This window comes from Arthrobacter glacialis (assembly GCF_002909445.1).
GTDB classification, from domain to species: domain Bacteria; phylum Actinomycetota; class Actinomycetes; order Actinomycetales; family Micrococcaceae; genus Specibacter; species Specibacter glacialis.
The window spans coordinates 61,558-74,495 of sequence record NZ_PPXC01000005.1 but is presented as its reverse complement, the minus strand read 5'-3'; the positions used below and the strand labels follow the sequence as shown (position 1 = coordinate 74,495).

Annotated in this window: 7 protein-coding genes; 2 read left to right on the top strand and 5 right to left on the bottom strand. The window is 61.5% G+C overall.

Annotated elements, in window-relative coordinates:
• Positions 1–227: 227 nt before the first annotated feature.
• Positions 228–1,910 (bottom strand): ABC-F family ATP-binding cassette domain-containing protein, encoded by a 1,683-nt coding sequence (locus CVS27_RS07680; protein ID WP_103465153.1) that lies wholly within the window; start codon positions 1,908–1,910, stop codon positions 228–230.
• A 230-nt stretch (positions 1,911–2,140) separates the two neighbouring features.
• Between CVS27_RS07680 and CVS27_RS07675 the strand changes: the two genes are divergently transcribed.
• Together CVS27_RS07675 and CVS27_RS07670 are read left to right on the top strand one after the other, a co-directional pair.
• Positions 2,141–3,451, top strand: a complete 1,311-nt coding sequence (locus CVS27_RS07675) for a sensor histidine kinase (protein ID WP_165788276.1) — start codon at positions 2,141–2,143, stop codon at positions 3,449–3,451.
• Between the two features lie 26 nt (positions 3,452–3,477).
• Positions 3,478–4,176, top strand: a complete 699-nt coding sequence (locus CVS27_RS07670) for a LuxR C-terminal-related transcriptional regulator (protein WP_243399773.1) — start codon at positions 3,478–3,480, stop codon at positions 4,174–4,176.
• A gap of 93 nt (positions 4,177–4,269) precedes the next feature.
• Here the strand turns inward: CVS27_RS07670 and CVS27_RS07665 are convergent, their stop codons facing one another.
• The 4 genes from CVS27_RS07665 to CVS27_RS07650 all read right to left on the bottom strand — a co-directional run bounded on the left by CVS27_RS07665 (position 4,270) and on the right by CVS27_RS07650 (position 12,833).
• The gene (locus tag CVS27_RS07665; protein WP_243400088.1) at positions 4,270–9,150 is read right to left on the bottom strand and encodes an NPCBM/NEW2 domain-containing protein; all 4,881 of its coding nucleotides are present in this window, start codon (positions 9,148–9,150) and stop codon (positions 4,270–4,272) included.
• A 310-nt stretch (positions 9,151–9,460) separates the two neighbouring features.
• A complete protein-coding gene (locus CVS27_RS21025; protein WP_243400087.1) occupies positions 9,461–10,675 on the bottom strand; it encodes a C40 family peptidase in 1,215 nt (404 codons plus the stop codon).
• Positions 10,676–10,899: 224 nt separating this feature from the next.
• A complete protein-coding gene (locus tag CVS27_RS07655) occupies positions 10,900–11,553 on the bottom strand; it encodes a response regulator (protein WP_103465151.1) in 654 nt (217 codons plus the stop codon).
• A complete protein-coding gene (locus CVS27_RS07650; RefSeq protein ID WP_103465150.1) occupies positions 11,550–12,833 on the bottom strand; it encodes a sensor histidine kinase in 1,284 nt (427 codons plus the stop codon). The genes CVS27_RS07655 and CVS27_RS07650 overlap by 4 nt, the downstream gene beginning before the upstream one ends.
• Between the last annotated feature and the right edge of the window lie 105 nt (positions 12,834–12,938).

Below are 12,938 nucleotides of genomic sequence, written 5' to 3'. Positions count from 1 at the left end.
TTGACACTGGCGCCATGCCCGGTATCAGTAGCGCGCATGCCCAAAGCGGCCCCGGCTTATGCGCGGCCCCAACTCCCAGGCGGGCGCATAAGCTGCCAACACCACACAGCTGGCCACCAGCAGACACTCAAGAGCTGTGGGCAACTCGGATACTGCGGTCGCCCCTATCCAAACTGCCCAACCCGCCCCATTTACGTTTCAGGTGGAGAGGTCAGTTGGAGAGATTCCTAGCGGGCGCGCTCAACCCGCTTTTCATCCCACACGGGCTCTTCGGATTCGTACACCTTGCCGTCTGAACCAAACACCAGGAACCGGTCAAATGAACGGGCAAACCAACGGTCGTGGGTCACGGCCAGCACTGTTCCCTCAAAGGAGTCGATGGCCTTCTCCAACGCTTCGGCCGAGTGCAGGTCAAGGTTGTCGGTGGGCTCGTCAAGCAGCAGCAGGGTGGCGCCGGAGAGCTCCAGCAGCAGAATCTGGAACCGCGCCTGCTGGCCACCGGACAGGGAGTCATACTTCTGCTCAGAGCTGGACGCCAGTCCGTAGCGGTCCAGAGCGCCAGCGGCGGCCTCGCGACCCAGCCCGGAGCGGTGCTCGTCCCCTCGGTGCAAAATGTCCAGCAGGGTCCTGCCCAGCAGGTCCGGGCGGGCATGAGTCTGGGCAAAGAAGCCGGGCCGGATGCGGGCACCCAACTTCACCTTGCCCTCGTGCGGCACATGGGCAATATCGACGTCGGACACTGGCTCGTGTTCCTTGTCCGGATCCGAACCGCCCGCCGCCAGAAGCCGCAGGAAGTGGGATTTTCCTGAACCGTTGGAACCCAGAACGCCCACCCTGTCACCAAACCAAATCTCGGTGGTGAACGGCTTCATCAGCCCCGTGAGTTCAAGTTTGGTGGCCACAATGGCGCGCTTGGCCGTGCGCCCGCCCTTGAGTCGCATCTTCACGTTCTGCTCAATGGGCAGCGCCTCCGGCGGGCCCTTTTCCAGGAACTGCGCCAGGCGGCTCTGCGCGGCCTGGTACCTGTTGGCCATGTCAGAGCGGAACGCGGCCTTGGTCTTGTACATGATGACGAGTTCCTTGAGCTTGATGTGCTCCTCGTCCCAGCGCTTGCGCAGCTCCTCAAAGCGGGCATTGCGGTCTTCGCGGGCCTTCACATAGGACTCGAAACCGCCACCGTGGGTCCAGCTTGAGGCACCATTGATGCCCGGCTCCAGCGTGACAATCCTGTCTGCAGCGTTGGCCAAGAGTTCCCTGTCGTGGCTGACGAACAGCACCGACTTCTCTGACGCAGCCATTTTGGCTTCCAGCCAGCGCTTGCCGGGAACATCGAGGTAGTTATCGGGCTCATCCAGCAGCAGGACCTCGTCGGGTCCGGAGAACAACGCTTCCAACACCAGGCGCTTCTGCTCGCCACCGCTGAGGGAGGACGCTTTGCGGTACTGGGCCGTGTAAAAATCCACACCCATGGCAGCCATGGTGACTTCGTCCCAAGTGGTTTCCATTTCGTAGCCGCCAATATCACCCCAGTCGGCGATCGCCTGGGCGTACGCCATCTGGCTTGGCTCGTCGTCGCGCTCCATCATGGCCAGTTCGGCGTCATCGACGGCCTTGCCGGCGGCGGCAATGTTGGCCGAAGCCACGGAGAGCAACAGGTCTCGCACGGAGCTGTCATCGCGCACCTGGCCAACAAACTGGCGCATGACGCCCATGGTTCCCGAGCGGGACACTGCCCCCTCATCGGGCTTAATGTCCTGGCAGATGATGCGCAGCAGGGTGGTCTTGCCTGTGCCGTTGGGGCCAATCAGGGCGGTCTTGGTGCCGTCGGCGACGCGGAAATTCACCCCGTTCAGCAGCTGTCGGCCGTCGGAGAGAAAGTAGTCAATGTTTGCAACGTCTATATGTCCCACTCAGCAATTCTCCCATCCCCGGTGCTCCACGCCGAACGGCCGACGGCGGGACCCTCGCTTCCCCTCGAACGGGCAGTCCCCGCCTCGCGAACGGGCAGTAGTTGTTGATGTTGAGCGGAAACATCAACAACTACTGCCCGTTCGGCAGGCACCGGGGTGGGGTTTTCCCTACCCTGCATTGACCGGGTGGCATGATGGTTTCACGACGGCGCCGCGGCAAGGATGGAACTATGAACACCTCAGCTACTTCCAAGCCCCGCAATTCGTGGTTGATCCTACGCCCCGCCACCTGGCGCCAGATCGGTGCTGACGTGGTCTACATCCTGCCAGGCTTCTTCGTTTCGCTAGTGTCCTTCATTGTCTTGGTGACCTTGTTTTCCGTGGGTGTCTCCACGCTCATCATCTGGCTTGGTCTGCCCATCCTGCTGTGCTGCCTTGGCGTTTCCCGCTGGTTCGCCAACATTAACCGGGCGATGGTGCAGCGCTGGGCTGGCAGAGTCCCACCCGCGCACTACAAGGCGCGGCACAAAAATACCATTGGCGGCATGTTCAGCAACCTGGCGGATCCGCAGCTGTGGAAGGACCTGATCCACGGAACAGTAGTGTCGTTCACTTTTCGCACCGCCTCCTTCAGCGTTGCTGTCACTTGGCTGGCCGCGGCACTTGGCGGTTTGACACAATGGCTTTGGGGACGGTTCCTGCCGGCAGACAATATTCCGCTAGCGGAATTGATCGGCCTGGACCGCCTGCTCGGCCTGAGCCCTGCGGCCGCCGAGGGTTGGTTGGGCCTGGCCTACGGTGTTCTCTTTCTCTTGACCCTGCCATTTGTCACCCATCTCCTGGCGGGCACCGATGCCGCCATGACCCGTGGATTGCTCACGAACGAGAACGCCGCATTGCGCGCCCGCAGCGAGGAGCTGGCCGCCAGCCGCGCCCAAGTCGTCTCGGGGGGAGCCAACACTTTGCGCAAGATTGAGCGGGACCTGCACGACGGCCCCCAACAGCGCCTCATTCGCTTGCAGATGGATATTGAAGCCGCCCAGCGGCGCATGGCCTCCGACCCGGCTGCTGCCCGGGACCTGATGGACGGGGCATTGGAGCAAAGCCGGGAAGCTCTGGCCGAACTACGGTCCTTGTCCCGTGGCATCGCCCCACCATTGCTCGCCGACAGGGGCCTGCGAACAGCCATGGAGTCCCTGGCCGGCAAGTCAGTTGTGCCGGTAGCGCTCACGAGCAACCTTGAGCATGGCACCCGCTTGGCCGAAAGTGCGGAGAATGCTGCCTACTTTGTGATCTCCGAGGCACTGGCCAACGTCTCCAAACATTCCGGGGCCAGCAAGGCCGCCATAACAGTCAACGCGGAACCGGCAGAGTTGCTGATCGAGGTCAGGGACGACGGAAATGGTGGCGCCCATGTAGGCAAGGGGCACGGACTGGCCGGTTTGGTCGACAGATTGGCTGGCGTGGATGGTTCCTTGGAAATCGTCAGTCCAGCGGGCGGCCCCACAACTCTGCGGGCCAGCATCCCGCTGGGCATTTGAGTCCTGGACGCTTGAATCCCGCACCCATGAGCCAGGCCGGCAACCACGCAGCCAGCGGCTACCCTGAGGTTATGCGTGTTGTTTTGGCTGAAGATTCTGTCTTGCTCCGCGAGGGCCTTGTCCGCCTGCTCGAAGAGACTGGCGCGCAGGTGTGCGCAGCCGTGGGCGACGGCGAGGCGCTGCTGCTGGCCGTTGCAGAGCATGTTCCGGACCTGCTGATCACGGATGTGCGAATGCCTCCCTTGCACCGGGACGAAGGGCTCAGGGCGGCCATTGATGTCCGACGGCGGTTCCCCTCCGTTGCTGTCTTGGTGCTTTCACAGTATGTGGAGTTGAGCTACGCCAGTGAGTTGCTGGCAGGCGCCTCAAACGGTGCGGGTCTGGGCTATCTACTCAAGGACCGGGTGGCCCGTTTTGCGGACTTCACTGACGCCATTGAACGTGTGGCGGCCGGGGCAACTGTCATTGATCCCGAGGTCATCAGTGCCTTGCTGACCAATCGCGGCGCGAGCGATCCGATCAACACCCTGAGCCCCCGTGAGTCACAGGTATTGGAGCTGATGGCCCAGGGGCTCACGAATGCCGGGATCGCCAAGTCCCTGGTGGTCAGCGCCGGCGCCGTGGAAAAGCACATCAGCGCCATCTTCGCCAAGCTGGGCCTGCACCAAAGCACTGACGACCACCGCCGCGTGCTCGCCGTCCTGAGCTTCCTGCAACGCAATTAGGGTCAGCAACTCCACAAGACTGAAAACTGATGGGCCCCTCCGCGCACTGCGGACGGGCCCATCAGTTACTGCTCTTTACTTATGTACCGCTGCCTATGTACGACGGCGGCGGGTGATTGCCAGCGCGCCGGCACCTCCCAGCACCAGCAACAATGCCAGGCCTGCCGGAAGCAGGACCTTCGCGCCGGTGTTGGCCAGGTCGTCAGCATCGCCGGCAGTGTTGCTGCCATTGTTGGTTGCCGGAGCCGTGGTTGCAGGAGCCGTGGTTGCAGGAACGGTCGGTTCCGGGGTAACCGGGGGGTCAACCGTTGCAGCCGCAACCACCAGGGCGGTGCGGGCCACAACTGTGCCGGCTTGCTCCAGTGTCAGCTCGTGGGCTCCGGCGGCAAAACCTGCCGGAATGGTTGCCGTTACCGACGCTGAGCCGTCAGCGCCAGCCTTCACTGTTGCCAGCTTGACCGGATCGGAATGAATCCACAGTTCGTAGGATTCACCGGCAGCCAAGTTCTTGGCGGTGACAGTGATGGAGGAACCAGCAACCGCATTGGCGGGCGACGAAAGGCTCGGAGCAGCCGGCTCCGGCGTCTCCACGGGTACCACTACGGCATCAACCGTTGAGGAGGCCCGCAAGCCTGCCTTGTCGGTGACGCGGTAGCCAACGGATACGCCGTCGTCCCCGGCCTTGATTGCGCCCGTGTATGTCTTCCAGGTGGTGCCGCCGTCTGTGGAGTATTCCACTGCGGCAACGCCGGATCCGGAATCGCTGGCCGTCACGGTGACGGTGCGTTCCTTGGCGTCCACCGCGGCTGCCACAACAGGCACCTGGGTGTCCACCTTGAAATCAGCTGTGGCCTTGACGGTTTCAACGTTGCCTGCGGCATCGCTGGAGCGGTACTTGAAGCCGTTGACACCCTCGGGGAGGGTCACTGCTGCGGTGTAGGCAGTCCAGGGGCCGGTACCGATCTGGTATTCGGTCTTGGCAACGCCAACGTTGTCAGTTGCAGCCAGGGTGACCTTCGGGGCGGTGGTGTACCAACCCGTGGCAGCCGGGGTGGCCGGGGAAACCGTGGCAGTGGTTGCCGGAGCAACCGTGTCAGCAGGTGCGGGCTCTGCACAGGCGAACTTTGCATCGCCCCACACACCGTGGGCGCCGTTGATGGAGCCGCCGGGAATCGGGTCAACCTTGAGTTCCAGATAGGAAACGCCGGTCAGGTCGATGTTCAGTTTTTCCGGGGCGAAGCCCTTGACGATGGTGCGGCTCTGGTAGAGAACCTTGCCGTCGCCAATCACCGTGAAGATGATGGTTCCGCCAAAGTCGCCTTCGAGACCAACCTCGCCGGTGAAGAGGCTGCACTGTTCGCCCACGTAGTAGCTGAGCTTGGACGCCGCGTGGACACCCAGGCCCGTCGTGTACGTTGTGGTCTTCGGGTTCGCGGTGTCTGTCCGGTCAACAATTGTCAACGGGACATCCGGTGAGTTCGCAGCATCTTTGTTGACAACGTCCTTGCCGATGATGCCGTAGCCGTTGGTGGAACTCATGGCTGTCAGGTCAGAAATGAAGCTGTCTTTGTTCGGTGCTGTGGGCAGCGGGAAGTCCACTACCTTCCAGTCGAAGAACTTGACGTTCTCGGCAACGGGCAACTGCACGGAGGCCAGTTCCTTGTTGGGAAGCAGACGCACGGTGGCTGAGTAGATTTGGTAGCCGGTGGTGGTGTACTCCGGGTTGCTGGCCTGTGCCTTGCTATTGCGACCCATGGCCTTGATGGCCACCTTGGCCCCACGGGTGTCACCCTGCGGGAGCCAGTTCGGGAAGTACGGGCTCTGCTTTTGCACAGTGCCGTCCTTGTAGGTGATGGTCAGCTCGGGGCTGACACCTGAACCAGCGGCAGCCGATCCAAGAATTGCCAGCTCGGTACCCTTGCCGGTCAAGGCAACTGTCTGCCCATTCAGCGCAACGGCGTTGTCCTTATCGGCACCCGCGGCAGGCCAGGTGTAGTTGACCTCGGTGGCCAGGCCAGCGTCCACGGTAACGGTGGAACCGGGGGTCACTCCGCCAGCAGGGAGCGTTGCATTCTTCAGCTGCTCAGCATTGAAGGAGGCTCCGCCGCCGTCAAAGTTGCCCAACTTGTCCACGAATGAACCATTGGCGCTCGTGACGGAGATGTTGTTGGATGCCCCGGCCAGTGAACCGTAGGCAACATACATCTGGTTGGATCCGGTGACTTCCTGGGCCACATTCTTGGAGTCCTTGTAGCTTGCCTTGGCACCAACGCTCTGCAGTCCAGCGGCCGATGTGGTGCCCGGAACTAGGTCAAAGGTTGCCTGCACCGTGGCACCCGGCGCCACGGAGGCAACTGTGGCACCCTGGGCATTGCTCACGGTCCAGCCGGCCGGAGTGACGGGGGTGATGACAACGTTTGTCTTTGCATTGCTGCCGTTGTTGGTGAAGGTTGCCGAAGCTGATGTCTTCTGGCCCTGGAATACTTTAGTTTCCAGGTTCACAGCCACCTGGGCCGCCAGTGCATCGGAATCGGTGCCGCCGACGGCGGAGGTTGCCTTCAGCGTGACAGTGGCGGTTGCCGTGGAAGCAATGTCGCCGGCCTTGACGTGGACCGTGCCACCGGCGTCGGCAGCATCGTAGTACCAGCCGGTGACGGCCGTCTTGAATGCAGCAGCGTCTGCCACCTTGGTCAGCGTGGTTGCGCCAATGGTGACAGCCTGGGGCTGGGAACCGCTGTGAACAGCCAGGTTGTAGGGCCGGGTTGGAGCCTTGCCGGCGTAGTCGCCGTCGCGCTTGCCAATGGTGACAGCAACGTCGCCACCATTCTTGGCCGGAGCGGTGACGCTGAACGCCTGCTTGCTGGACTTGCCGTTCTTGAATTCTCGCGAAACCTTGTCATCCTCGTTCAAGGTGAAGGAGGAAGCCCCGGCCGGGAATACGTCTACCGTGAGGGCAGAATTTTCCGGGACCAATGAGGCGTTGCGGGCAATGGGTCCCTTGGGCACAATGGCACCGGCGCGCACAAAGATGGGCAGCTTCTCCAGCGGGGCGCTGTAGCCGTTGAGGACCTGGCCACCCGTGTAGACGGTGCCGGACCAGTAGTCTACCCACTGGGTTCCGGTGGGGAGCACAATGCCGTTGCGGACAGGGGTGTTGGTGGAAACGGGGGCAACCAGGTAGTCGCTGCCCAGCAGGAACTGGGTTTCAGCTTCCTTGGTGTAGGACAGCGGATCGTTGGGGAATTCCAGCGGCATGCTGCGCATCATGCCCACGCCGTTGGTGTTGGAATCAACGGCCAGGGAGTAGATGAAGGGCATGAGTTCCTGGCGCATCTGCAGGTATTTGCGGTTGATCTCGGTGGCGGTTTCGCCGTAGAGCCAGGGGCGCTTGTCCACGCTGGACCAGCCGCTCATGGAGTAAAGCTCCGGGGCAAAAGCCTTCCACTGCAAATCGCGAACGTAGCTCTCGGTGCTGCCGCCGAAGATGCCGTCAACATCGGAGGAGGTGAAGGCCTGTCCGGAGTTCGTGGCACCGGCCATGGCCGGAACAGCCCACCGGACTGCGTCCAGGTTGCCCGAGTGGTCACCTGTCCACGGCACGCCACAACGCTGGGCACCTGCCCAGGCCTCCACCATCAAGGTGTTGGCGCGGCCGGATGAGTACGTTTCAATGCCGCTCTTGGCGGACTCACAGCCCGTCAGGGCCATGCGGTAACCTTCGCCGACCCAGGCAACGTCAAGCTTGCGCATCGCAATGCCGTCGGTGCCGACTTCCTTTTCCTGGTTGGTCAGCGTTCGCTGGGTCCATAAACCGGTTTTCAGATCCGCCTCGGCCTTGATGGCCTTGACGGTGTTGCCCAAGCCCTTGTCGGTGCTGTTCGGGTCGTAGGGGGCGTTCTTGTCAAAGTCGGCGGCGTCTGTGGTGTACTCGCAGCCGTAGCCGTCGTTGATAATCATCCAGCCGGCGGGCATGTCATTGGTCTTGAACTCTTTGGCCGTTGCCACGGAGTCGAAGGTGTTCTGCTTTTTCGTGGCATTGGGATCGGCTGGCGGGGCTTCCCCGCGGAGGGCACGGTTGTAGCAGTCCGCATCACCGTATTCCAAGCCGTAAACGGGGGGAAGGTTGGGCCGTCCTGTCAGCTTGGTGTAGCCGTCAAGATTCTGCTTGTAGTCGCCCACAAAGTAGTAAGCGTCAAACCGCTTTTCCTTGTGCGTGGTGGTTTCATTCTCCGTAAACGTGTACGAACCGGGGGCAAAGGTGTTTCGCAGGACACCATAGCCGGCACTTGTCATGTAGTACGGGACCGCGTTGGGGTGGCCCCCGTCATCCCAGTCGTAGTTGTTGGAGATGTTGATGGTGGAGCCGGTGTGGACTACACGGCCGTTTTGCATGCCGCCACCGAGGAACTGTTCGCCGGTGATCGGCTTGAGGTGCTGCGTTGTGGTGTTTGTACCGAAGCTCAGTGCGGAGGATTCCTGCCACACAATGCTGCCGTCGGCCCGCTTGAGCGTGAAGGCGCCCGTGGACTTGCTGACCTCGAGCTTGACCTTGGGAGTGGCCATGGTGATGACGCCACCTGCCTCGGTCGCGGTGACAGTACCGGCTGTGAAGTCGCCCTGGCCTACAACAATATTGGCCGAGCGCTGGGGGTCTGCCGGAGCCGCCGGTGTGTTGGCCGGGTCGCTAAACGTTCCTGTGGGGCTGGCTTCCAAACGGAAGTTGCCGTCGTCAAGGAAGGTGACGCGAATGGCACCGCTGGCAGGGGTCAGAGTGACCACGTTGCCTGTTTTGGTGAAGGTGCTGATGGCACCGAGTGTGGTGCCGTTGCTTTCCACCTGAACTTCGGGCTTGATGTTCGACGCCGCAATGGGGGTTCCGGGGGCAGCCACGGCAGCCTGGGACAGCGCCAACGCCGGCAGAGTTCCCACGGCAAGCAGCCCGACAAGCGCCACGGCCGTGGCCCGCCGGCTCATTCTCCTCCGACCGGGTGATTTGACCGGCGTTTTCGCCGGACTCGACTCATGAAGCAATGTCATGTGAACTCTCTTTCGGACTGTCGCGATGGTTTGTGACTAATTGCTTATCCAAACACTCATTAACAATCACCCAGATATGTGATCCAGGTCAAGTTCTTTTGGTCATGTGACCGATATCAACAATTTGTTACACGGATTGTCCGCATGACCAGGCACGTCTTTCCCGGCTCGCCAAAAACATGCGGCGCCTGCCACCGCTTAAAAGTTGGTGGCAAACGCCGCAGGAAAGTTCATAGAGCTCTGACGGCTAGGGGGCGGGGAAAGCACTTTCAATTGACTGTGGCTCTGTAGCCAAGGCGCTCATTCGCTCCGTCGCAGTGGGCGAAGGACCCTCTGTCACCGGTTCGGAAGTGGTGGGAGCTGTCGACGCAGGCGGATTTGCCACCGGTGCCGTTGCCGTCTGTGGACTCGTTACTTCCGGCGTGGGGTCAACCGTTGCCGGCGGAGTGGTTGCCGGGTCCGTCGTTGCCGGCGGAGTGGTTGCCGGGTCCGTCGTTGCCGGCGGAGTGGTTGCCGGGTCCGTCGTCGCAGGCGGGGTGGTTACCGGAGGCGTGGTGCCCGGGTCCGTTGTCACGGGCGGCGTGGTTGGAGCAGTGGTGCCCGGATCCGTGGTTGCCGGAGGCGTGGTGTCAGGGGCGGGCTTGGCGGATGGACTCGTGCTTGCCCCAGGCGCTGAGGTGGACTTGTCCTTGGCGGCCTCGGCTCTGGCTTTTTCATCAGCGGCGGCAAACGCGGGCATGGTGAAGTACGTGGAGGAGCTGCTCGTGGATGCTGGTGTGTGCAAAATGGTTCCCACCGAGGGGTTCAGGGCACTGATCATCTTGCCGCCACCAATGTAAATCCCAATATGCGACCAGTGGTTGGGGCCGTCGGGATTCTGAACCACAATGTCGCCGGGTTGAGGATTGTTGGTTTCCACCATGGGCAGCCACTGCTCCGTGCGTGGCAGACCCACGCCAGCCTGGCGATAGGCCCATTGCACAAAACCGGAACAGTCCCAGCCATTTTCAAAGCTGGTGCCGCCCCAAACGTAACTGTGGCCCAGGCCTTGGTATGCGGCAGCAAGAATGTCCTTGCGAACCTTTGAGATCAGCTCCGCGGAGACCTCCGGAATATCCCCGCGCATGGCGCTGACGGAACGCCCCAGCTGCGGCGTATTTCCATTGGGGTCCGTCAGGTCAAAAATTTGTTTGGCAGCGGGCTTCTTGGCCAGAATCAAGGTGTCAGCGAAGGAGATTTTCACTCCAAGTCCTTGGGCTGCAAAGGAATCAAATCCAAGGGGCGTGGCCTCCTGGAAGGTTTCAGCCGTTCTGATCAGGTTTTGGGCACTCAACGCGGCAGCGGTGTCTGCCGTGGACGTACCAACATAACCAGCCCCCACAAATCCACCCGAGGCCAAGAGCGTGCAGGCAACTGCCATGCTCAACTGATAGGGCCGTGATTTGCCTGGTGAAAACTTCACTCGGTGGTCCCCCGCTTCCTTGCACAAGATAGTGATGAGCATACGCCGCATCCTCAGAAGCAAACAGCGTTTTTACAAAAAACACAGATTTCATCGGCGAACGTTATTTCTAACTACCCGCACAAATGTTATGCATATCACACTGTAGATCATCTTCGTCCTTGCTGCACTTATGAAGCTCACGGGGGACTTTTAAGACGAAAATGTATTTCGCGTTACACCACCTAAGATCCGGCGCTGCGAATGATCCGCCGCGTCACGGCGACAGCGATGGCAGCCGTGCGATTGTCCACACCCAATTTGTCGTAGATGTGCACCAGGTGCGTTTTCACAGTTGCCTCGGAGATAAAGAGGGCTTTGGCAATGGCCTTGTTGCTCATGCCCGTGGCCAGCAACTCCACCAGTTCCACTTCCCTGGCGGATAGGACAGGGGCAGGGTTGCGGATTCTACCCATGAGCCGGGCAGCAACTTCAGGGGCCAAGGCCGTTTGCCCTGCGGCCGCGGACTGCACGGCTCCTCGAATCTGTTCGGGCGGGGCATCCTTGAGCATGTACCCGCTTGCCCCGGCCTCTACGGCAGCCAGAATGTCGGAGTCTGTATCGTAAGTGGTCAAAATCAGGACAGGCGGCGCATCCGGCAACGCCTTGATCGCCCTGGTGGCGCTGACCCCGTCCATGCCAACGCCCATTTGCAAGTCCATGAGCACCACATCCACGGGTTCACCCAAGGTGTGCAGGCGTTCCACTTCCTTCACGGCGGCAGCTCCCTCTGGCGCTTCCGCTACGACTGTGAAGCCCTCGAATTCGGTGAGCATGGCGCGCAGTCCGGCACGTACCACAGGGTGGTCATCCACCAATAAAATGCGGATCTCGCTCATGCGCTCTCTCCCTGCGTGCCGCTGCCTTCCAAGGGCAGCCGGATGGCCACCACAGTTCCTTCACCCGGAGCCGACTCGACCGTCAGGGTTCCGTGTTGCGCCTCCACCCGTTCACGCAGGGACCTCAAGCCAAAGCCGCTCCCGTCCGCCCGGGCCGCCACAGTGTCCGCAAGCCTTTGGGGCTCAAAGCCACGGCCGTCGTCGTACACGTCAAGGGTCACTTCGCTGCCCAGAAAGGCCAGACTGACGACGGCGGACTTGGCGTGGGCGTGTAGCCAGACATTGGCCAGGCTCGCCTGGGCGGCGCGCAGAAGGGTCACCTTGAAAGGTTGCGGCAGGTCGATGGGTTCGCCGTCGAGGCGGAAGCTGCACCGCAACGATCCGCCGCGCACGGCTGCCTCCTGCTGGGTTTTTGCGCACAGCCGGGACAAACTCTCCGCCAAGGAAGTTTCGGCCAAGGCGGGCGAGGACAGTCCGCGCACGAAGTTCCTGGCCTCCGCCAGATTTTCAGCCGCGGTGGCTTCCACCATGGACAAACTTTCCTTGGTGGATTCCTGGTCGCCCGTTTCCAAACTGCGCAACGCCGCGCGGGAGACCAAAATAATGGAAGAAAATCCCTGAGCCAGGGTGTCGTGGATTTCCCGTGCCAGCCTGGCCCGTTCGGCCAATACGCCGGCCTCGTGCTGGGTGGCGGACAGCTCGGCACGGGTGCGGCGCAATTCCTCGGCGGCCTGGCGCTGATTTTCGCCCTCCTGGTACAGAAGCCTGTACGCCTTGGATGTCGCCACGGCAAATGTTGCACCGAAAACCGGCCCCAGAATCACTGGCAGGGGCGGTGTGCTGGATCCCGTGGAAATCCATTGGGCCACGATGACCCCGGCCGTCATGGCCACCACTGCGCAGAGTCCAGCCCAGCGGGGCAGTAGGTGCAGGTGAAGGAAGAACAAAGGGAAGGCCAGCCAGGAGAATTCCACCGAACCAATCATGAGCACGGCCCAGAGCGCAGTGATCGCGGCCAGCCACAGGACGGCAAAACGCCGAGGGTTGCGGGCTATGGCGCCAACTGAGAATCTCTTCTCGGCCACGGTGCCCAGCAGGTAAACCACTGCCAACAACAGGGCCAAGGTCAGGAACAAATACCTCAAGTGGTGCCCGGATTCCATGGCGAGCAGGCGAACCACGCCAACGCCCAACAGCACGGCAAAGCCAACATGCAAGGTGACGCGCAGAAATCGAAGAATGGTTCCACTTGTCACGGGCGGGGCTTCCACGGCAGACATGTCACCAGCTTAGGCGCTGGGACCCGTCAGCAGGTCAACCAAATGGTTGAGTCCGAGTTCATCCTCCTGGCAGTTGCGAGATCAACCAAGACCGCGATGGAAGTG